This window comes from Alteromonas gracilis, assembly GCF_036870955.2.
Taxonomy (GTDB): Bacteria; Pseudomonadota; Gammaproteobacteria; order Enterobacterales; family Alteromonadaceae; genus Alteromonas; species Alteromonas gracilis_A.
The window spans coordinates 4,429,504-4,449,281 of record NZ_CP145482.2 but is presented as its reverse complement, the minus strand read 5'-3'; the positions used below and the strand labels follow the sequence as shown (position 1 = coordinate 4,449,281).

Annotated in this window: 20 protein-coding genes and 1 pseudogene; 9 read left to right on the top strand and 12 right to left on the bottom strand. The window is 41.0% G+C overall.

Annotated elements, in window-relative coordinates; translation table 11 throughout:
* Nucleotides 1–9 precede the first annotated feature (9 nt).
* The gene (locus V6N89_RS21420) at nucleotides 10–627 is read right to left on the bottom strand and encodes a DNA-binding protein (RefSeq protein WP_338519514.1); all 618 of its coding nucleotides are present in this window, start codon (nucleotides 625–627) and stop codon (nucleotides 10–12) included.
* 575 nt (nucleotides 628–1,202) lie between these two features.
* Here V6N89_RS21420 and V6N89_RS21415 point away from each other — a divergent pair.
* On the top strand, nucleotides 1,203–1,463 hold the full coding sequence (locus V6N89_RS21415) for a hypothetical protein (RefSeq protein ID WP_338519510.1): 261 nt from the start codon (nucleotides 1,203–1,205) through the stop codon (nucleotides 1,461–1,463).
* Nucleotides 1,464–1,582: 119 nt separating this feature from the next.
* Here V6N89_RS21415 and V6N89_RS21410 read toward each other — a convergent pair whose 3' ends face one another.
* Nucleotides 1,583–2,602 carry a virulence RhuM family protein gene (locus tag V6N89_RS21410; protein WP_338519509.1) on the bottom strand — a complete coding sequence of 340 codons (1,020 nt, stop codon included), beginning with the start codon at nucleotides 2,600–2,602 and terminating at the stop codon, nucleotides 1,583–1,585.
* A 257-nt stretch (nucleotides 2,603–2,859) separates the two neighbouring features.
* Between V6N89_RS21410 and V6N89_RS21405 the strand changes: the two genes are divergently transcribed.
* The 5 genes from V6N89_RS21405 (at nucleotide 2,860) to V6N89_RS21385 (ending at nucleotide 8,683) form a co-directional block, all read left to right on the top strand.
* Complete coding sequence (locus tag V6N89_RS21405) at nucleotides 2,860–3,417, top strand: recombinase family protein (RefSeq protein ID WP_338519507.1); 558 nt, start codon at nucleotides 2,860–2,862, stop codon at nucleotides 3,415–3,417.
* Nucleotides 3,418–3,521: 104 nt separating this feature from the next.
* The gene (locus V6N89_RS21400; RefSeq protein WP_338519505.1) at nucleotides 3,522–4,685 is read left to right on the top strand and encodes a DNA cytosine methyltransferase; all 1,164 of its coding nucleotides are present in this window, start codon (nucleotides 3,522–3,524) and stop codon (nucleotides 4,683–4,685) included.
* Entirely contained in the window at nucleotides 4,686–6,644 is a 1,959-nt protein-coding gene (locus tag V6N89_RS21395; RefSeq protein WP_338519503.1) for a DUF262 domain-containing protein, read from the top strand.
* Between the two features lie 124 nt (nucleotides 6,645–6,768).
* Nucleotides 6,769–7,755, top strand: a complete 987-nt coding sequence (locus V6N89_RS21390) for an AAA family ATPase (protein WP_346993230.1) — start codon at nucleotides 6,769–6,771, stop codon at nucleotides 7,753–7,755.
* A gap of 1 nt (nucleotide 7,756) precedes the next feature.
* Nucleotides 7,757–8,683, top strand: coding sequence for a hypothetical protein (locus V6N89_RS21385; RefSeq protein WP_338519501.1), 927 nt, complete (start codon nucleotides 7,757–7,759; stop codon nucleotides 8,681–8,683).
* 873 nt (nucleotides 8,684–9,556) lie between these two features.
* Here the strand turns inward: V6N89_RS21385 and V6N89_RS21380 are convergent.
* The 6 genes from V6N89_RS21380 to V6N89_RS21355 all read right to left on the bottom strand — a co-directional run bounded on the left by V6N89_RS21380 (nucleotide 9,557) and on the right by V6N89_RS21355 (nucleotide 15,177).
* Nucleotides 9,557–9,751 (bottom strand): hypothetical protein, encoded by a 195-nt coding sequence (locus tag V6N89_RS21380; protein ID WP_338519500.1) that lies wholly within the window; start codon nucleotides 9,749–9,751, stop codon nucleotides 9,557–9,559.
* 465 nt (nucleotides 9,752–10,216) lie between these two features.
* Nucleotides 10,217–11,575 carry a HipA domain-containing protein gene (locus tag V6N89_RS21375; protein WP_338519498.1) on the bottom strand — a complete coding sequence of 453 codons (1,359 nt, stop codon included), beginning with the start codon at nucleotides 11,573–11,575 and terminating at the stop codon, nucleotides 10,217–10,219.
* Nucleotides 11,576–11,580: 5 nt separating this feature from the next.
* Nucleotides 11,581–11,871 (bottom strand): helix-turn-helix domain-containing protein, encoded by a 291-nt coding sequence (locus V6N89_RS21370; protein WP_338519496.1) that lies wholly within the window; start codon nucleotides 11,869–11,871, stop codon nucleotides 11,581–11,583.
* Between the two features lie 169 nt (nucleotides 11,872–12,040).
* Nucleotides 12,041–12,562, bottom strand: coding sequence for a hypothetical protein (locus tag V6N89_RS21365; protein ID WP_338519494.1), 522 nt, complete (start codon nucleotides 12,560–12,562; stop codon nucleotides 12,041–12,043).
* A 286-nt stretch (nucleotides 12,563–12,848) separates the two neighbouring features.
* Complete coding sequence (locus V6N89_RS21360; protein ID WP_338519492.1) at nucleotides 12,849–14,117, bottom strand: tyrosine-type recombinase/integrase; 1,269 nt, start codon at nucleotides 14,115–14,117, stop codon at nucleotides 12,849–12,851.
* Between the two features lie 196 nt (nucleotides 14,118–14,313).
* On the bottom strand, nucleotides 14,314–15,177 hold the full coding sequence (locus V6N89_RS21355; RefSeq protein ID WP_338519490.1) for a YicC/YloC family endoribonuclease: 864 nt from the start codon (nucleotides 15,175–15,177) through the stop codon (nucleotides 14,314–14,316).
* A gap of 266 nt (nucleotides 15,178–15,443) precedes the next feature.
* On the opposite strand from V6N89_RS21355, the gene rph reads away from it, so the two are divergent.
* Genes rph through tusA form a run of 3 tightly spaced genes read left to right on the top strand, consistent with a single transcriptional unit; the run spans nucleotide 15,444 to nucleotide 17,058 of the window.
* The gene (rph, locus tag V6N89_RS21350; protein ID WP_338519488.1) at nucleotides 15,444–16,157 is read left to right on the top strand and encodes a ribonuclease PH; all 714 of its coding nucleotides are present in this window, start codon (nucleotides 15,444–15,446) and stop codon (nucleotides 16,155–16,157) included.
* Between the two features lie 9 nt (nucleotides 16,158–16,166).
* Nucleotides 16,167–16,808, top strand: a complete 642-nt coding sequence (gene pyrE, locus V6N89_RS21345; protein ID WP_338519486.1) for an orotate phosphoribosyltransferase — start codon at nucleotides 16,167–16,169, stop codon at nucleotides 16,806–16,808.
* Nucleotides 16,798–17,058 carry a sulfurtransferase TusA gene (gene tusA / locus V6N89_RS21340; RefSeq protein WP_338519484.1) on the top strand — a complete coding sequence of 87 codons (261 nt, stop codon included), beginning with the start codon at nucleotides 16,798–16,800 and terminating at the stop codon, nucleotides 17,056–17,058. The genes pyrE and tusA overlap by 11 nt, the downstream gene beginning before the upstream one ends.
* Before the next feature lie 5 nt (nucleotides 17,059–17,063).
* Here the strand turns inward: tusA and V6N89_RS21335 are convergent, their stop codons facing one another.
* The 4 genes and pseudogenes from V6N89_RS21335 to V6N89_RS21320 form a co-directional block, all read right to left on the bottom strand.
* Nucleotides 17,064–17,243: a hypothetical protein gene (locus V6N89_RS21335; protein WP_338519482.1), complete on the bottom strand. Its 180-nt coding sequence runs from the start codon at nucleotides 17,241–17,243 to the stop codon at nucleotides 17,064–17,066.
* Between the two features lie 128 nt (nucleotides 17,244–17,371).
* On the bottom strand, nucleotides 17,372–17,731 hold the full coding sequence (locus tag V6N89_RS21330) for a hypothetical protein (protein WP_338519480.1): 360 nt from the start codon (nucleotides 17,729–17,731) through the stop codon (nucleotides 17,372–17,374).
* Between the two features lie 119 nt (nucleotides 17,732–17,850).
* Nucleotides 17,851–18,438: a YqaA family protein gene (locus tag V6N89_RS21325; RefSeq protein ID WP_338519479.1), complete on the bottom strand. Its 588-nt coding sequence runs from the start codon at nucleotides 18,436–18,438 to the stop codon at nucleotides 17,851–17,853.
* Between the two features lie 16 nt (nucleotides 18,439–18,454).
* Nucleotides 18,455–19,749 (bottom strand): annotated as a pseudogene (locus tag V6N89_RS21320) (amidohydrolase family protein).
* Between the last annotated feature and the right edge of the window lie 29 nt (nucleotides 19,750–19,778).

The window sequence follows — 19,778 nt, the reverse complement described above, 5'->3', positions numbered from 1 at the left end:
TTAGTTGTGTCACGTCGTTATGCTTTGTTTTTTAAGTAATGATTCGAAGTTAACAAGATTATCAATACGAGCTTTCTGTTCAAGTATTAATCTATCTTTGTCTTTGAGCGATTCATTTAAACTGTCAATTTTGTTGGTTAGTATGGCCTGTTGTTTTTCGAGTTCACCAATCGTGCTTTGCTCTTCTTTGAATGCTAATTGCTTTGAAAGTAGATCCTCGATCTTATCTTCTTGCTGATTAATCAAGCTATTTGCGTCTTTAAGGCTTTCTTCCATAGCAAGCACACGTTCATTACACGTTAGTTGTTCATGCTCAATTCGCGCTGTCGCTTGTTGATTCATCCGCTTTTCGCAATCAATCAGAATAGACTTAATATTTTTTATCAGGCTATCAGAAAGGTTATAAAACTCATCTTCTAGATCTGGTGAAAGATGGTACTCCGCTACTTCGTTGCTAGCTCTCTCTTGCTGAGACATTAGATACTCTTCCCAAATCGATTTGAATCGATCTGGTCTTCCGCCACCAAGCGACAACGCAATAGCATTTCCAGTGACAGTCTTGTTTTGTTTTTGCAGTTCAATGCCAGCAGCTATCACTTCTTCTTTGTTAAACTTCGGGTTACGCATAATTTACCTCGTTGTATTTTCAGTATTCTAGTCAATTTCATCAACTTGACTAATGTGTCCCCCGACAGTTGCAATCATAATGAGACCAAACAGGCATGCAATACTAAAAAACTAATAGAACGAACTTGTACAAGCACCAGATTAAGATGCTTGCTTGGAACAAATGCTTCGGCATACTCTCTACAAACAAACAAACAAACAAACAAACAAACAAACAAACAAACAAACAAACAAACAAACAAACAAACAAACAAACAAACAAACAAACAAACAAACAAACAAACAAACAAACAAACAAACAAACAAACAAACAAACAAACAAACAAACAAACAAACAAACAAACAAACGTTTGGGCCAAACGGCCAATCTCGCATCCTAGCCGCAATATGCGCCTGCTTTTCTCCACTTTATTAGCTTGAATGAATGAAACTGCTCAATTATTGGGGCCCGTAAATATTTCCAGTTGGCTGCAATAAATAATTTAAAAAAGGGTGAAAATATTTATTGTGGCTATTTGTTGGTCAGCAAAGGGCTGTGCTCTACTGAAAAATAATTAAGTAGACGGAGTCACAACATGACCTTTGAAGTAAAAGATTTTAACAGGCATATCAGAAATGCAAGAGAAGCGGCGAGAGGTTTAACCGGGTTGGAAAGAGCCTACGCAATTACTGACTATTTTGATAAACACACGATTCATCCTCACCCAGAATTTACCTTAGATGAGCACCTGATGGGACATGGTCGACAACAGCTAAGCGATAAAATTTGGGTCTATCATATGATGGAAGATATGGCTGCTCTTACCGCGTCAAACGAATACTTAAGGAGGTCGTGACTAAAGCTTGCTTTAAATGGACATTATAGTATCCATTAAAGCTCTATTTCTTGAGTTTTGGATACCATAATATCCAGTATTTATGGATAAGGGTGTCAACTATTCATCGGATTCATTGACTATGATTTTGAAATACTTTTTGTTTTTTCTACAAATGAATCAAAGTCACTAACTTCTTTTGCTTGGTTAACACGGCGCTGGTCGGAAAAGCTCTCATATTGCTCTTCAGCCAGCTTTTTAGCTGCTGCATGAGAAACCTTGCCAGCACCTTCAAGAATGTCATGCTCGTTAAACTCTAAAAATGCATCTAGTTTATCTGCCCATTGCTCCATCGTTACAGCTCTGCGTTTGCTGGCCTGATTTTCAGCGTAGTCTAGATACATTGTGACAATACGATTGAGTGAAGTGAGTTCTGCTTGAGTTAGATAGTTTTTGGCAACGGATACATCTTTCTTTGTCACTTTGTTCCCAGAAAAATGAGTTAACCCCATGTTGGGTTGTTGACTGTCTGCGCGTTCGGCTATTAGCTCTGCTGCTGTGTGGCCATGAATAGCCCAATGCAACTTATTCTGTACCGTCGCAAAAAATTGCTGACTAATCGGTGCCTTGGCATTGTAATCACTCGACGTAGCGTAGATATCTGTAATCTTCTGATAAAAGCGACGTTCAGAGGCTCTAATGTCGCGAATACGTTCAAGTAGTTCATCAAAGTATTCGCCGCTCAAGTCTTTATCTGGGTTTTTAAGGCGCTCGTCATCCATTACAAAGCCCTTGATCAAATACTCTTTAAGCAATGTTGTCGCCCATTGCCTAAACTGCGTTCCGCGATTTGAACGAACTCGATATCCTACTGCTAACACTGCTTCCAAATTATAGTGGTCGAGTAGTCGTTCCACGTCCCGTGTGCCCTCACGGGCAACTGTCCGGAATTTCCGGATAGTTGCATCAGGAGCCAGTTCTCCTTCGTTGTATATGTTTTGAATATGCTCACTAATGGTTTTAGGGGACTTTTCATACAGCTCGGCTAGCTGTTTTTGAGTTAACCATAGTGTTGGCTCCCCACCCTCTCCTGCTTCTAATTTAAGGTGCAGGCGAACTTTTCCATCTTCGCTGGTAAATAAGGCTAAGGGGGAGTTCATATTTTTCTTCCTTGCTATCTGGAGTTATGTATAGAAGTCGATTTGCTAGCCATAGTATCTCTAGTTTTAGCCAAACCATCAATCAAGTGTATATCAACTAGTAGTTTGGAAATCGATTTACCTAGATCATTGAGGCGTAAAGAAAACGACCATTTATTTTGCGCTTGTACCAATTACCTAATTTGAAGCAAAACAACTTGTAAAGATGTAAATAAACTCGTAAAGTTTTCTACGTAAAGAAAAGGTACCTTTATTTTATGAAGATAGGTTATGCAAGGGTAAGTACTGAAGATCAGTTACAAGATGCTCAAATTGATGCATTAAATAGTGCTGGATGTGAAAGAGTTTATCGAGAAAGCTTTAGCGGCAAATCAAAAAATCGTCCAGAGCTTGAGCGTATGATAGATGCATTAAGAGAAGGTGATATTGTCATCGTCCAACGATTGGATCGTTTAGGGCGGAGTTTAAAAGATCTTATCGAACTACTAGATGGCTTTAAACAGCAAGGGGTACAGTTTATTTCACTCAACGAAAATATCGACACCACCACTGCCGTGGGTGAATTAGCATTCCATATGATCGGTTCCATTGCACAGTTTGAAAGAAGGCTTATTTCGGAAAGAACTAAGGCTGGTCTTGATGCCGCGCGTGCGCGGGGGCGGAAAGGTGGTCGTAAAGCAAAGCTTTCCTCAACAGATGTAAAGAAAGCTCGTGCAATGTTAAGTGATCCGGAAATGACTAAAGCTGAAGTTGCGGTTCACTTTGGAATTAGCAGACCAACATTAAACAAATGGTTAGAAATATACTCATCTTAATAAGCGCGGCGTCTTGTTAAATGGTAGATTTTTTCTATTTGTAATAATATTCGACAGTCAACAAACAAAATTTTGTGATGTTCTCACAAATACAAGAGGATTAGATGGCTATACAAGTTTTATCATTTTTTACAGGAGCTGGCTTGTTAGATCTTGGTATGCACCAAGCTGGCTTCGATGTTGTATGGCGAAATGAATATCACATTCCTTTTGTAAAAGGCTTCAAGCACGGCTTTGCAAAAATGCATGACGCTTGTATTGATGATTTCCCTGTCTGTACAAGCTCAATTGAAGATCTCACGCCATATTCGATTAGACAGGAGGCTTTTAGCAGCAAAATTTGGCCTGATCTTTTTGGTGTTATAGGAGGACCTCCTTGTCCTGATTTCTCTGTAGCAGGAACTAACAAAGGAAGCTTCGGTGATAACGGAAAACTTACCGGATTATATTTCGATCAAATTGTGGGGCTTCAACCAACATTTTTCATTTTTGAAAACGTTAAAGGTATCCTATCAAATTTAAAGCATAGAGAATACCTAACTGAACAAATCCATAAAGTATCCAAAGACTATGTATTTGATATAAAAATTATGAATAGTCTTGATGTTGGCGTTGCGCAGGACAGAGAGAGGGTAATCGTAGTTGCTTTTCATAAGTCATATCTGCATGACGTAATAAATGCCGATGATTTAAAAGAATTAGAATCGAGAAATAGATTACTTTTAAGCAAACTGTTACACCCTAATAGCTATAAGAAACATAATTGGTTCACATGGCCAACGATCAATAAATTTGAAAATGCTAAAAGTAATTTTGAGTGGCCAACTACTAACCCTTTTGGTGCTGAAGAAATAACACGACCAAAGAATTTACCCCTTGAACTTTGCGTAGGTAATTATTTAGAAAATTTAGAACACCTTGATAACCAAAATGAATTCTTTACACCAAAAAGTGATAAGTTTTTTTTAGTTGAAGAGGGCGATGTTTCGAGAAAATCATTTAAGCGACTTCATCGTTGGCGATATAGTCCGACCGCAGCTTATGGTAATAATGAAGTTCATTTACATCCTATGCTACCGAGAAGGATCTCTGTGAGAGAAGCAATGAGGATTCAAACTATACCTGATAACTTTTCCCTGCCTAGAGAAATGACTTTATCAAATAAATTTAAAACAATAGGTAATGGAGTTCCTGTTAAATTGGCTAATCATATAGCTCAAGAAATATATAGGTTTTTCGATTGTCCTACATATGCGTTAGGGAACTAAATGAAATTTCAAGATATTTTACAAGATATTGAAGGATTAGTTGGACTAGAACTAAAAGCAGTAAATCCGAAGACAGCTAACTTGACAGTGGTAGAACTAGATCATGAAGGAGAGAAGTTTCTTTTCAAGCTCTCATCAAACGGCAGAGTGCAATCGAGGCCTTTTGCTCACTTAGAAACTATATGGAACGAGTTACTTGTAAATAGTGTAGCAAATGTAGAAGTGGTCTTAGAGGGAGCAAATTCAAGTAGACATGTTCCTGAAACGATTATTGCTAATTTGCCCTATGTAGAGCATTTTAAATATGATCGAAAAAAGCACTTGTATCTATCTGGTGAAAGCTCCCATGAGCTGGGTGAGTTAAAAGAAGCTAAAGCTAGTGATGTAAAAAAGCTCAGGTTAGCGTTGGATAACTTCAAAAACTTTGACCGTGTTGAGTTCTCAAATGAATTTGAAGAAACTCTTGAAAGCTTTGATTCAGCTCTAAAAGAAGCGAGAATTAAATTTCCCGGAGAGTTTAGTACATCAAAGTTAAGTGTCATAGAAAGTAGTTTTACTGAGCTACTAAATAGACTTAAAGGAACCTATATAGAACCAGCTTTCAAAGATAATCGAGCTAATGACTACATAAGTACTCTAGATTCTGTGGAAGATACGATCGAGTTAGATGCTCCAGAGATAATAGGGTACGAAGGAGGCACTCTACCTGAAATAGAGGGAAGTGAAGATTATTCAGATGAACTAGACGACAGCAACCAATTATCTACGACAAGAATAAGGTTTAACCCTACAACTGTATCACTAATATACGATCGACTATTGCACAAAGAAATAGAACTACAGCCTGACTTTCAACGAAAGGGAAGAATATGGAGTCCGCACAACAAAAGTGCTTTGATTGAATCGATTTTAATCGGGTTGCCAATTCCAACGTTTTACTTTGCTGAACGGTTAAATGGCTCTTGGGTAATAGTTGATGGGTTACAACGTACAACGACTCTTTTTGATTTTATTAGTAACCAGTTCAGTCTGAAGGAATTAAAATTCCTTAAACCGCTAAATGATAAATGTTTCGACGAGCTTCCTAGACCTTATCAACGCAAAATTAGAGAATATCAACTTCACTGCCATATTATTTCGATTAAAAAAGATAGTGATACGATGGTGAGGGAGCTATTTCAGCGAATTAACACTTATGGTGTTAAGATGAGTTATCAAGAGATTCGCTGTGCATTATACCCCGGAAGTTCAGTCAAATTTTTAAGATATATTGCAGAAAGTAAACCATTTCAACTAGCAACCTTTGGTAAAATACAGCCAAAGCGTATGAAAGATATGGAGTTGGTTTTAGGTGCTGTTTCACATATTTTATTTGGATACAAAAACTTTTCAGAAACAAAGTTTGATAGTTTTTTAACTAAAGCAATGCAGGCATTAAACAAAAGAAAGCAGATTACCGCTCACTGGGCTGATCCTAGCACCTTGTTGTTAAATCCAAACCCCGAAATAGACAATTATCCTACCTATGAGGAAGATAAGTCAGATCCTCTCTTCAATGAAATCCTGTCTCGCTTTAATTCTGCATTAAATTTAGCGAGCGATATATTCGGTCAAAGTCGATTTAAGAAAGAAGTTGGTGGCACTGTTGTTAGCAAACCGCTGTTTGAGTTGATTATTTCTGTTTTCGCACTTTTGGAGTCAGAACAAAGAGAGAAGCTTAAAAACTCTTCCAAAGAATTTAAAACTAAGTTTTATAAATTAGTTAACGGCAGCATTAGCCCATATGTCGACTGGGAGTCAGAGCATTACAAAGAGTTAGGAAGAGGTTTCGAGTATTCAATAAGCCAATCTACAGGTAAACGAGTAACAATAGTTTATCGCTTTGATAACTTCATTTCTCTATTGAGCGACCAATTAGGGGAAGAGCTAAAAATAAAAGGAATTATAGAAAACACATGATCACTGAAGTAAATTTATTAAACTTTAAGAGTTTTAGTAATATATCTATCAAACTTTCGAATTTAAATATTTTAACCTAAGCATAAATGGCACAGGAAAAAGTACGATAATTCAAAGTTTTTTGATGATTATGCAATCAGACAATCCAGACTTTGTAGAGTGTAATGGAGAGTTGATTGAGCTAGGGGATTATTCTGATATTCAACATGAAAATGCTCAAGATGATTCATTACTTGTTGAAATCAATGGATTTGGAGAAACGTCCAGCTGGGGCTTTAGTGAGAATCTTGACGCTTCACCTTCTATAGATCAACTTCCGACTATTAACGTAGGGCAGAATACCCTCGATTATTTAAGAACCAACTCTGTATACATTTGCGCTGAAAGGTGGGGACCAAGGCCAAATGTACCTCTGAATTCTTATAACTCAAATCCATATTGGCTTGGAAAGCATGGGGAGTTTACGATCCAGTTTTTACACCGATTAAGTCAAGGTGGGTTCAAAGATAAAACTGGAAACTTAGTTTCAAAACTCCCCGATGATGATCCAAGGCTTTATGACGATGCTGTCGGTCCTCTTATATTTTCGAATATAATTGCTTGGATGGGCGAAATATCGCCAAATGTGAAAATAAATGCCTCAGTAATAAAAGAAGCGATGATTGGTTATAGCTCCTTTAGTTTTGGCAATGGAAAATCACACAAGGCAACTAACGTTGGTTTCGGTATCTCGTACTCGTTGAGTATCGTAACGGCTCTAGTTGCAGCTAAAAAAGACAGTATCGTAATAATTGAAAATCCTGAAGCTCACATTCACCCTAGCGGACAGAGTAAGCTAGGGCAGTTAATTGCTTTAACTGCAAATGCTGGGGTTCAGGTTTTAGTAGAAACTCATAGTGAACACGTGATTAATGGTTCACGCGTAATGATTCGTAAAGAGCTGATTCCAGCTGATGAGTTAAACGTTATGTATGTAGTCAGATTACCTGACCAAGAACAATCTACTGTGCAATGCATTAAAGCAAACAAAATGGGGCAATTGTCAGAATGGCCTGATGGCTTCTTCGACCAACAAACTAAGGATATGAAAACTCTAATAACAGGAGTATAGAGTGCAAGGGATTGTATATTTTGGCCTCCAATCACTAAATGCCAATGAATGGAGTGCACCAAATGATATCGTTAATGATATCAGTCAGCTAAAGAATACAGTTGATATGATTAATAATAGTAGTCATTCGATGGTCAAAGTGCCTCATGATTGGTATGACGAATCATGTTTACCCATAGGCTTTTGGGAAATACTTGAAACTGCTTGCAACGGTGATCAAGGGTTAGTGGGAGTTTTATCTCAACAGCTTTATGATAGTGCCTTAAATAATTGCATTGATAATAACGTTTCGTTTGAATGCATAACTCAAAATGTTCAGAATAATAACCCTTGCCATGAGCAAAAAGAATTCTACGGTGTATTAAAATTAGAAGCGAACTGGAAAGACATTTCGCCTGAATACCATGTGAGTTCAGGTCTTGATTTATATCACTTAGTTTTAAAAGTATTAAGTGAACGACCAATAGATGAATTAAGTTATTCTGATTTATGCAAAAAAGTGTTCACAAACTTAAATTTTCACGGCGGATTTGCAGATTCTTTACTAACACATGGCTCTATTAGTCGGGAATCTAAGTATTCTAGTCCGTCTATTACTGGGATAAATGGGTTTTCGGTATCTACAACGCGTTCCTTGAGAAGTTTAAATGACATAGAGTTAGATGATAAGTCAACTCAGGAAATTCTTTCGGAATTAGCTGCTACCTCTGGTTTTGAATGTACTCCTCAAGGTTCAAATAAAGGACAGCTCAAGTTTACATTCGATTTAAATGGTATTTCAATAGAGGTAAATTGCGAGTTTCATTTCAAAATAAATCGCAACAATTGTTGTGATGGAGTTTATTATCAAGACAGACTTTACTTTGGATTTTATACTAATGAAGGTACAAGAAATATTTATGTAGCCCATAGCGGATGTCATTTGTAAGTTAATGAGCCGGAACAATATCAGTTGTTCCGCATCATCGTACTAGTCAGTGGATATCATATCTTCATATTTCAAATATGTATAATGATAAAGATATTCTTTCATTTTGGTTATAAGTGTACTATCGTAAAACCTACATTGTTGATAGCAAGGTAGGTTTACAGTGAGCAAGAGAAAACCATTAGGGGTCGGTCTAGTTGGATTGTTACAAGAAAATAAAGCGGACCAAAGAAGATATTTGACAAAAGACAATTCATATAGCGAAAAGCATATAAGTTTAGCCGATTGTTTTGATGACTTTAAAACAGAAGCTAAGAGTTTTGAGAGAGACGTCGCAAAGTATTTTCCGTCAGACTGCTTCACCTCAGATTTGCAAAAATACAATCAAATTTCGTTTCGAACCTCAACACAAGCCCCCTGAATATATTATTTCGATACAAAGCCGACGATGGCTATAATCTACACAATAATTTGATTATTAATAGGTTACAAATCGCATCGACAAGTGAGTCTGTAGTAGCCGAATTTTTCGATTTTCTGATCCCACTTTTGGATAGATATGACATACATTTTGTAATTTTTGAAAGCTGTCGCGAGTGCGAGGGCGAGCTAGTTTCTTTTGTGAACAAACTTAGATTTCGTACGTCAGAGAGCGCAGAGAACACGTTTTATACGGATATTCACAGCCTGACAGAGAATTTAAGAGCGTATCTCATCCTCAATTAGATTGTTACTCAATTTATAGCGATTTTCTCAATTGACGGGCACTGCGCCCGTTTTGCCTGTCACGAGATAGCGAAAAGTTAGAAAGCTCAAATAAAAACCTATCTAGTAAAGTCTAGTCGATTCTCAGCTAGTGCGTAGGATCAAATGTTAAAGCTCCTCCTTATCTGTTAACTGCGCAATCATCTCAATGATCTTGGAGGCATCGTGTGGGTCAAAGTTAATCTTTATATTCTGAGCATATGAATAGACAACTTGTCCATCCTTACCCACGATTGCAAAAGCGACTGCCTCGTCGATCATCTCTTTAAACATGTTATTGACATCTTGAGTTGGTATTTCCATAACCTTGCTGCCTTAATATTGTCAATCACTCAAGCTGAGCGGTCTGGGGCTATTTAGACGTGCGTAATCGAGCATGAAGATATTTAATATTTACTATTTTTTGATTGTCAGAAAGAAACCACAAGTCATTCAAATAATAGTGTAGATATCGAAAAAGCATTGAAAAATAGTTCGCTCTAAGTGACTGTGAACCCGCTTTTTCCGTAGAGAATTTGAGCGATTCATGGTATAACTATTATAACGATTATGAAATTTATAAAGTTATATAACCAATGTAAGGTGAACTTTGCGTTTAAATTTCAATCCGCCAAAAAAGTTCTTTTTTTGTGCTTTTAAAACCTTGCCATTTTTGGCAATTCGCGTGTCAAAGTCGGCAATCTCTTTTCCAAATTTGGCAAAAGTGTTGCCAAAAGCTCGCACTCATGCAGAGCGAATTTAGTACACTTTTTCTTCTGGCTTTTACCCTCATATTTCAATATTCGGTATATCAGACGCTTGTGATCTTAAGTGCTGTGTTCGTGCCAAGATATGCGCTTGCACCTCAGCCATGTATTGTCGGTCGTCTTCGGTAAAAAGCGGTTCTTGAGTTATTGTTTCGATAAATGACTGCTGTGTAAGTATGGCTATGACTTTATTTGCCAAATCACCTAACTGGCGCGACAAGAGCTTTTTATTCACCCCGCAGGTTTCTGCGAAATCAGCCATTTGATAGGCGTTAATGCTGTCGGGGTCAAACTCATCGCCCATCGCCATAGCAAGTACATGCTTAAACTGCGGGAACATGGCAACATTTACTAAGTCATAGGCTGGCGTGAATCGACTATTGCGCTTATCAAAAAACAGGGAGACGTTTTTTCCGTGACTGTCGTAGTTGCTTATCATCAAATTAAATAACTGCCAATTGATAAGCCATTGAAGACTCTCAACAGGCGATGTCATGGTTTTTGCCAGTTCAAAGAGTCGGGGCAAGCTTGCGCCGTCCCGAATGTGTTGTACATCCCTGCCATCACCTAGGTTTCGTTCGTATTTGTAGTCTCGCGGTAGGTTAAGCGCTTGGCAGCCGTCAATCACGTGTCTGCGAAAGACTTTGGATTGCTCAGGCGCATATTTTCGATCAAATCGTTCCACAATCAGTGCCGGGTATTGTTCAAAGCGAGTGAACTGCACGTATGCGGTGGGTAGACCTACTGCCTTTGATAGTTTCATACAGAAGTATTCGTTGAGTACAAGATTGGGGCAATTCTGCTTTTCAAATTTGAGAATGTGCGTTGAACACAATGTCCCATCGCCAAACCCAATTTGGCCTTTCTTATCTATGAATATGTTGAGCTTGTCTTGTACGCCAGCCACACTCAGGCGTGGTTTGTCATCCCATGTTATTAGGCCAATATCTTCCTTGTTGGCAAGCCGCGTTACCAGCTCCTCATATTCTATCGCTCTAAATTGCGGCTCACATGCCTCTGGTAAAACTTCTGAGCTTTGTTTTATCGCTTCAAATGAAATGGCCCCGGCCAAATCTTTGCCAATGGCCCTTACTTGGGAATAAACATTTTTTTCTGAGACGCCGAGATGCTCCGCTAAGAGTTTTCGGGCTTCTCCTTCAGGTAAGGCATTATCAATGTAGTTATAGGCGACTTCACGAGAATGAGCGTTATCCAGTGTTAACGATGGAGAAAGTGGGTAGCCTGTTTGCTGCCATTCCTGCTCATATTCAAGTTTGAGCAGATTAGTACTTTTATCTAAAGTTAACGTGCCAATACGTTGTTCTGCTAAGTAGATGAGCAGAGTGTATTCTGAGGGCTGGTTGATATTGTCTGCTGGCATTCTTGCTATACCCACTCGTCATCGCTGACACCTGAGTTATGTCGTTTTTCAAGCGAAGGTGACGTAAGCTTGATACCCAATCCATGTAGCACGGCAAATGTCGCAGCGAGGGTGCAATTATCATTGCCATTTTCAATGCGAGATAAGGTATTGATACCCACATTACATAGCGCAGCACAATCAGCGAGTTTCATGCCCATCTCTGTGCGCTTAGCTTTAATCAATTGCCCTAACACCAGTACGTTATCAATAAATGCTGTCTCAGGCATTTTTGAGGTAGTGACTTTCTTTGCCATCGCTTTACTCTAATATTCATTAGTACCAGTGATTATAGGCAGATATTAATGAATGACAAGTTTATTCACCGCTAGCGGTGATTTTATGAAGAACGATTCATTGAAATGTAATAATTCACTCATATCGGTGAATTATTGAGTGGTTAGTCATGTTACTATTCATCGTTCACTAGCATTGCTGAATACCACTGAGGCGCAAAACCGTCCAGATAGCAGCGATACAAGTGTCATCTGCATGCTCTGGGTTAAGTCGCTCGCGATCAGTGCTTATATCCATTTCTTTCGAAAACCTCTTTTGATATCTTTCCGGTACCAACTCTACGATATTTTTAAGCTTGAACATCATATTCTCTTCATTCCTTGAGTGGCTGCCTTCATAGTTGATCTGCTGTAGAAGTTTCGTGGTCTTTGGAATGTTGAACGTATGAAGCAATCCGTAACCCGAAGTAAGGTCTGAAATGCGATCAAAAATATAATCTTTGGGGTCGCCCACCTGATTAAGATAATCTAAGGTTAAACGCTCCTTCGTGGATAGGGAATAGCTATTGTTCAGCCATTCATCGTCCGGCATTACGTACCAATGGTAGGCGGCACCCTGCGCCAATAAGCCAACGGAAGTTGGGTATTGTTCTGAGTCATCACAATACACAATGAGGACAGGAGGAAAGAATTTTAATTCAGGATAATACATAACGTTTCCATTTTAAGATTCCGCTGAGACAAGCTCAGCATTTTTTCTATTGCCCCTAAGGTTAGTGGTTATGGCTTACCTTCGTTAGGGGTAGCAATAGCGTGACTAACCGAATCAGCGCATCCGAACTCTCAACAAGTAAGCCATAGCCGTCAAAGTTTTTTTCAACATCCTTGGGGGTTAGTTCATATACTTTTCAGCTATGGCTATCTCGCTCAAATTAAAATTAGCACAGCAATATTCAAGATGATATTTGGTTGTGTTTTGATACTAATTCGCTGCTAAGCTACAGGTTACTGATCGTCATTGGCTTATATTGAATAAGGGGCATCACCAAGTCAGCCAGTCGGTTTAATGCGTCTACACGCTCCGGAAAAAAGCCATAGCAGTCGTACGTTTTTTCAACGCCCTTTAGACTGTGGTTCATACACTTCTCCGCCACATCACGGCGTACACCCAACTTGGAAAGTAAGGTACGAAACGTACGTCTTAAATCATGTAATGTGAAGTGATGGACACCTTCTTCCTTCATATAATTTGGTCCCCGCTTACGGTTACCATAGCTAATGCCAAACAAGCAGGCGACAGCATCATTTATAGTATCCGGTGAGATGTGAGGATGCTTGCTGGCCCGGCGTTTGGGGAAAAGATACTCATGGTCGCCACTAAGAAGGTGGAGATCTTGAAACAACGGTAATACTTTATCTGGGATGGGGATCACTAACGCCGCATCGGTTTTAGTGGTGTTTGCGAACAACTTAAAGGTCTGCCGCTTAAGATCGACTTGTTCCCACTTAGCTGAGAGCAGTTCCATTTTTCGATTGCCTAATAGCAGTAATAGCGCCAATGCAATATAGGTACTGCGCGGGATCTTGATAGGATGCTCGCGAAATACGGCAAATGCTGACTCAATTTCTTGCTCTTCTAGGAAGCGCTGCCTCTTAGTGTCTGTGCCTCCTGCATCATCAACTTGCGAGAATTCTTGGGCAATATTGACCGTGACTGCGCCATATTTTGTCGCTAAACGGTAAACGCGTTTGATAAACAATAGCACCTGATTGGCAATAGCTGGACGGCCGGAGTCCAACACACGCTGGATAACGTTGTCGATGTCATAACTATGAATGCGGTCGATGCGAATGTTACCTAGGTGTGGCTTTATCTCATTGTTGTACACCCGTTCGTATACGTGCGCAGTCTTTATTTTAGTGCGTTTCTTTTCTAAGTATTTGTTAGCACAATCATCAAAGGTCACGAGCTTTGGTTGCTTTTGACGTTCAATATCTAGTTTCGGATCGATGCCGTCATTTAGCTTTTGTCGGCAATCAATCGTGAGCTTAATGGCGTCTTCAAGATCAAGCAGCTCTTCATGCCCCTTGCCATAACCACCAATTTTATACTGACGTCGTTTACCAAATAATTGGTAACGGATGATCCAACTGGCCGTACCTTTGGATTTCACATCAAGATAGAGACTAGGGTAGACGCTTTCGAAAGTGGGTTGGCCGGATTGAACCAGCGCTTCAATATGTTTTGCAGTTTGCGAGATATCCATCAACTTTCCCTCATTATTCGGAACAAAAATTGCGAACAAAATGAGGGGGAAGTTGGACCAAAAGTCACCACTTTGGTCACCACTTGGGGCTTAAATTAGCTTATTTTTTTATTAGCTAGGATAAATAAATGGTGACTAATCCTTAAAAAAGCATGTTAAATCGCCAATTTAAGCCCAAAATATACTAGAAAACTTGTTATTCTATGTTTTGGATCTGCTCGCGCATTTGCTCAATAAGTACCTTGAGTTCAACCGCTGATTGCGTGATATCGGTGCTGATTGACTTAGAGCCTAATGTGTTCGACTCGCGGTTAAACTCTTGCATCATGAAATCTAGACGACGACCTACCGCCCCACCTTTCTTCAAGATATTGCGGGTTTCCGCAACGTGAGCGTTAAGGCGGTCTAGCTCTTCTGCAACGTCCACTTTTTGGGCCAGCATAATCATTTCTTGCTCAAAACGACCAGCGTCCAGTTCTACTTTGGCCTCTTCAAAGCGTGTTTGTACTTTTTCGCGTTGCCACACCATGATTTCTGGCATTCTGGCGGCCACTTTTTCTACTTCTACCTCAATGGCGTCTAAGCGTTGGGTGATCATGCCCTTAAGTGCTTCGCCTTCAGTCGCACGTGCACTAATAAAATCGGTGAGTGCTTGGTCGAATGCGTTCATCACATCGCCGTGAATGGTATCCATATCGGCTTCTTCGGCAGCGATGACGCCAGGCCAGCGCAATACATCTAGTGGATTCACGCCTGTAGACTGTCCGTGAGACTGCACCCAGTCAGCGGCATTAAGCACTTGCTTGGCTAATTCTTCGTTAAGGCTAAGCTTGGTTACAGCTGCATCGTTGGCCGTAAAACGTAAGGCACATTCTACTTTTCCGCGGGCCAGTTTCTTGCGAAAGCGTTCGCGCAGTACTGGCTCAAGAGAACGAAACTGTTCAGGAAGTCGAAAATAGGTTTCCAAGAAACGCTGATTAACTGAGCGAATTTCCCAAACCGCAGAGCCCCAGTCTTTTTTAGTTTCAACGCGCGCAAACGCTGTCATGCTGTAAATCATAAAATTCCTTAAGGTTTAAATGAAACCCTGCAAAAACAACGCGAATATTACGCATTGTATACACTGTTCTTAAAGGCAGGCTTTCTTGTTCCCTTTATATTAGCGCACAAAACCCCATTTCTATACAAAGTTCGTTTTTAACGCTTAAGGGTATTGCGTTATACTTAGCACCAATATTGTGTTGCGTACCATTTTGCTTTTTACAAAGCTTGTTTTTAACTACGTGGCACGGCCTCATTTTTAGCATTTACGTTGTGGAGAACACTATGCGTCCAAGCGGCAGAACCGCCAGTCAAATTCGCCCAGTTACAATTACTCGTCAATACACTTGCCACGCTGAAGGCTCTGTGCTGGTGGAGTTCGGTAACACGAAGGTTTTGTGTAACGCGACGGTAGAAGAAGGTGTGCCACGCTTTATGAAAGGCCAAGGTAAAGGTTGGATTACTGCTGAATACAGCATGCTTCCTCGCGCTACGCATACGCGAAGCGGTCGTGAGGCGGCGCGCGGCAAGCAAGGTGGCCGTACGCTTGAAATTCAACGTCTTATTGCACGTTCACTTCGTGCTGCTGTCGATTTACAGCTTTTAGGCGAAAACACTATCACTTTAGACTGTGATGTTATCCAAGCTGACGGCGGCACGCGTACAGCGTCAATCACAGGTGCATGTGTGGCATTGGTTGATGCTCTTACCTTTATGCGTAGCAAAGGCATTATCAAAACTAACCCGCTTAAGCACATGATTGCGGCACTGTCGGTAGGTATTTATGAAGGTACACCGATTGCGGATTTAGAGTATACCGAAGACTCTGCTGCTGAAACTGACATGAATATTGTAATGACTGAAACGGGTAAGCTTATTGAAGTGCAAGGCACAGCAGAAGGTGAACCGTTCTCATTCGAAGAGCTAGACGAGCTGCTTAAAATTGGTAAGCACGGTCTGCGTGAGTTGTTTGATATTCAAAAAGCAGCATTAGCATAAGAGGTCATCATGAAAGCGTTTCAGCGAGATTTTATTGAATTTGCTATTGCCCGAGGCGTACTTAAGTTTGGAGAATTCACGCTTAAATCTGGTCGCGTAAGCCCGTACTTTTTTAACGCGGGTTTATTTAACTGCGGCGGCGATTTAGCCAAGCTAGGACGCTTTTATGCCGACGCGTTGATGGATGCAGGCGTAGAGTTTGATGTGCTATTTGGTCCAGCCTATAAAGGTATTCCAATTGCCACCACAACGGCTGTTGCCCTTGCCGATTCACACAACCTTGACGTGCCTTATTGTTTTAATCGTAAAGAAGCCAAAACCCATGGTGAAGGCGGCAATTTAGTGGGCAGTCCGCTTGAAGGGCGCGTAATGCTTGTTGACGATGTGATTACCGCAGGTACGGCCATTCGTGAATCGATGACGCTTATTGAGCAGCAACAAGCCAGCTTATCAGGTGTGTTAATTGCCCTTGATAGACAAGAGCGTGGTAACGGTGAGCTGTCGGCGATTCAAGAAGTGGAAAGAGACTTCGGAACGCGCGTAATTTCAATAGTATCGCTGGCAGACGTGGTAGCCTATTTGACTGAAAAAGGTGGCCATGATGAGCAGATTAGTGCAATAAACACCTATCGTGAAAGCTATGGCATCTGATTTCGAAAGTGCGTTTAACGGTGCTAGCACGCATTTAGATGCGTTGGGACTTCGCTGCCCAGAGCCTGTCATGATGGTGCGTTTAAACATTCGAAAACTGGCCGATGGTGAAACGCTGTCGGTGACCGCGGATGACCCATCAACGGCAAGAGACATTCCCAGTTTCTGTCGCTTTATGGACCATACATTAGTGGCGTCGCAAACCGATGAGATGCCCTATCAATATGTGATCAAGAAGGGGCGCGAGTAGCGCCTCTACTTTTCTCCCACAACAGCTTGTAAAAGTAGCTTTTGTAACGCTTGTTTGCTTTGTGCACACGTGCAGTGAATATCACTCATATGCAGGTTTTCACCGCTTAGCATTTTGCGCAGTACTGATGCTCTGACGTTTAACGAAATAAAGTTGTCATCGTGTTGGTGTTGTTTTGACGGCATAACATTCTCCTTTTTTTCGCATTGCTAGTGCGATGCAATGTTCACCATGTGTTGCGATTGGAAAGGAACACTCATTCTTTCAATGGCGTACTGAATTGTGCTAATCAATCGGCACACGTTGGGGCTGCTTAAGCATGAAGTGGCATTACCGCAATAAGCTGTTGTTGGCATTCTTGCAGTATTGTGTGCGCCTCGCGCTTTTTACTGTCACTTCGAAGCAAAGAATACAAATACAGGCCCAAACTACCAAACGCTGCGATGTCGTGTTTTACAGTCTCGCTGTGCTGTTGGGTCGTGGGCTGAAGTGAAGTAAGCACAACTTTTGCCGTTTCAAATGCTTGATAGCTCAGTGTGCGAGCTACGTGCACATCTCCTTGCTTGTGTGCCTTTTGAGCTTGATGTTGCGATAATAAACGATGTTCGCGGGCGCTAGATGGATTGAGCTGAAGCCATTTGCGATAAACTGGGCATAGTCGCTGAGTATTCATATTTTCACCTCCGTTTTAAACAACATTAGTGCAAATGAGAATCATTATCAAATGTAAAGTTCAAAAAATTATCGTAGTAAATCGATAAAAGTGTTTAACACCATAATCCAGAAACAGGGCTAGCGGAAAAGGTTGGATAACCACCACAGTAACAACACCAGCACAGTAATAGCGATGACAGCTTTCATACGATAGCGCCTTATCAGCTGCTCTGCTCTTTCTCCGGTATAATATACAACAACGGCAAGGCCGAAATAACGTAATGACCTTGCTATTACCGTGGCGAGAAGAAATAGCCCAAGGGAAAATTGCGTAGCCCCAGCAGCAAGCATGGCAACCTGAAATGGGATAGGTGCAATACCAAGCGTCATTACAAACCAGAATCCTTGGTTTTGCATTTGCTCTTTTACGTTGTCGAATTGTGATTGGCTGAAAAATGTGTTGATAGCCCATTGCCCAATAAGGTCAAACAGATAGTAACCCAAGGCGTAGCCAAACAGCGCACCAACAACACACCCTACGGTCGCCATTAGCGCGATAAGCCACAGCGAGTCTCGTCGCGCCTGCATCAGCGGTATCATAACCGCTTCAAGGGGGATCGGCACAATGGTTGATTCAAGAAATGAAGCAAGCGTTAACCCGGTAAGCATGTGCTTAGAATCAACAATTTGTTTAGTTTTCTTTTTTACCTTCTTACCGAGTGCCATGTAACCCTTTCATTTATTACTGCTTGTAGATAACGCCATCCTTCATAACAAACGTGACGCTTTCCATGAGTGAAATATCTTCTAGCGGGTTTCCTGCAACAGCCACGATATCGGCATATTTCCCTGGCGCTAATGTGCCAAGAATGTCGCTTACACCTAGCAGTTGCGCACTATTTACGGTAGCGCTGAGAAGTGTGTCTGCAGGCGCCATGCCTGCTTCTACCATGAGCGCAAACTCTTTGGCATTATCACCATGGGCAGAAACGCCGCTATCAGTACCAAAAGCAATTTTTACGCCTGCTTTGTGAGCGCGTTCAAAGGTTTTTTGAATTAACGGGCCGATGGCAGCTGCTTTAGGCCTAACTAATTCTGGGAAATAGCCATCAATTTTGGCTTTATCAGCAACAAATCTACCTGCCAAAATGGTAGGTACATAAAAGGTGCCTTTCGATTTCATTAATTCTCGAATTTCGTCATCCATGTATGTGCCGTGTTCAATAGAATCGACACCCGCCTCAATGGCGCGCTTCATACCTTCTTTGCCGTGCGCATGTACTGCGACCGTCATGCCATAGTCTTTTGCAGTTTCAACGATAGCCTCTAATTCATCCGTCATAAATTGCGGGTTCTGTCCGCTTTTGGCAACGCTGAGTACACCACCTGTAGCGGTAATTTTTATTAAGTCTGCGCCGTCTTGATATCGGGTTCTTACTGCTTCGCGGGCTTCAATTTCACCGTTTACCACACCGTGTTTAGGGCTGACGTCAGGGCGTAGTGCATGGGAAAATCCATTGCTGGGGTCCGCATGGCCTCCGGTGGTGGCAATCGCTTTGCCTACTGTGTAAATACGAGGGCTAGGTAGCGATACCTTTACTAATGGCGTTGCGAAGGGCGATAGTTTCATTATAACTGTCGCCTAGGTTTCTTACCGTAGTGAAGCCAGACTGCAGCGTGGTGTGTGCATAGTCTGCCGCGCGAAGTGCTAAGTCTGCTTCGTTAAGCGAGAACTTTTCCAAATACGTTTGAGGCCCGCCGTGCTGCGATGAAAGATGCACATGCATGTCCATCAGCCCTGGCATGATGGTGTGGTCTTTTAAGTCTATGACAATGTCATTAGGACCAGCCTCAACAAACCCCTTTTTTAATGCTTTAATCTTGTTGCCTTCTACAACAAGGGTAACGTTTTTTTGTAGTGTCGTAGAGGTGCTTGGTAAATGCTTGGCCTGCGTAAATAAGGGTGTCGGCTAAGGCTGAAGTACACAACAAAGAAAAGCTGGCTGCGAGCCCAAGTGTTAGCAAGGTATTTTTCATGACGGTTCTTTTTGGTTGTTTTTTAAACT

Bases quoted from the DNA above. Each gene is read 5' to 3' on its own strand.
- tusA (WP_338519484.1), top strand. From the start codon at position 16,798: ATGGCATCTGATTTCGAAAGTGCGTTTAACGGTGCTAGCACGCATTTA.
- V6N89_RS21410 (WP_338519509.1), bottom strand. From the start codon at position 2,602: ATGAACTCCCCCTTAGCCTTATTTACCAGCGAAGATGGAAAAGTTCGC.
- V6N89_RS21400 (WP_338519505.1), top strand. From the start codon at position 3,522: ATGGCTATACAAGTTTTATCATTTTTTACAGGAGCTGGCTTGTTAGAT.
- V6N89_RS21375 (WP_338519498.1), bottom strand. From the start codon at position 11,575: ATGCCAGCAGACAATATCAACCAGCCCTCAGAATACACTCTGCTCATC.
- V6N89_RS21360 (WP_338519492.1), bottom strand. From the start codon at position 14,117: ATGGATATCTCGCAAACTGCAAAACATATTGAAGCGCTGGTTCAATCC.
- V6N89_RS21380 (WP_338519500.1), bottom strand. From the start codon at position 9,751: ATGGAAATACCAACTCAAGATGTCAATAACATGTTTAAAGAGATGATC.
- pyrE (WP_338519486.1), top strand. From the start codon at position 16,167: ATGAAAGCGTTTCAGCGAGATTTTATTGAATTTGCTATTGCCCGAGGC.
- rph (WP_338519488.1), top strand. From the start codon at position 15,444: ATGCGTCCAAGCGGCAGAACCGCCAGTCAAATTCGCCCAGTTACAATT.
- V6N89_RS21395 (WP_338519503.1), top strand. From the start codon at position 4,686: ATGAAATTTCAAGATATTTTACAAGATATTGAAGGATTAGTTGGACTA.
- V6N89_RS21390 (WP_346993230.1), top strand. From the start codon at position 6,769: ATGATTATGCAATCAGACAATCCAGACTTTGTAGAGTGTAATGGAGAG.
- V6N89_RS21420 (WP_338519514.1), bottom strand. From the start codon at position 627: ATGCGTAACCCGAAGTTTAACAAAGAAGAAGTGATAGCTGCTGGCATT.
- V6N89_RS21415 (WP_338519510.1), top strand. From the start codon at position 1,203: ATGACCTTTGAAGTAAAAGATTTTAACAGGCATATCAGAAATGCAAGA.
- V6N89_RS21355 (WP_338519490.1), bottom strand. From the start codon at position 15,177: ATGATTTACAGCATGACAGCGTTTGCGCGCGTTGAAACTAAAAAAGAC.
- V6N89_RS21405 (WP_338519507.1), top strand. From the start codon at position 2,860: ATGAAGATAGGTTATGCAAGGGTAAGTACTGAAGATCAGTTACAAGAT.
- V6N89_RS21370 (WP_338519496.1), bottom strand. From the start codon at position 11,871: ATGGCAAAGAAAGTCACTACCTCAAAAATGCCTGAGACAGCATTTATT.
- V6N89_RS21325 (WP_338519479.1), bottom strand. From the start codon at position 18,438: ATGGCACTCGGTAAGAAGGTAAAAAAGAAAACTAAACAAATTGTTGAT.
- V6N89_RS21330 (WP_338519480.1), bottom strand. From the start codon at position 17,731: ATGAATACTCAGCGACTATGCCCAGTTTATCGCAAATGGCTTCAGCTC.
- V6N89_RS21335 (WP_338519482.1), bottom strand. From the start codon at position 17,243: ATGCCGTCAAAACAACACCAACACGATGACAACTTTATTTCGTTAAAC.
- V6N89_RS21365 (WP_338519494.1), bottom strand. From the start codon at position 12,562: ATGTATTATCCTGAATTAAAATTCTTTCCTCCTGTCCTCATTGTGTAT.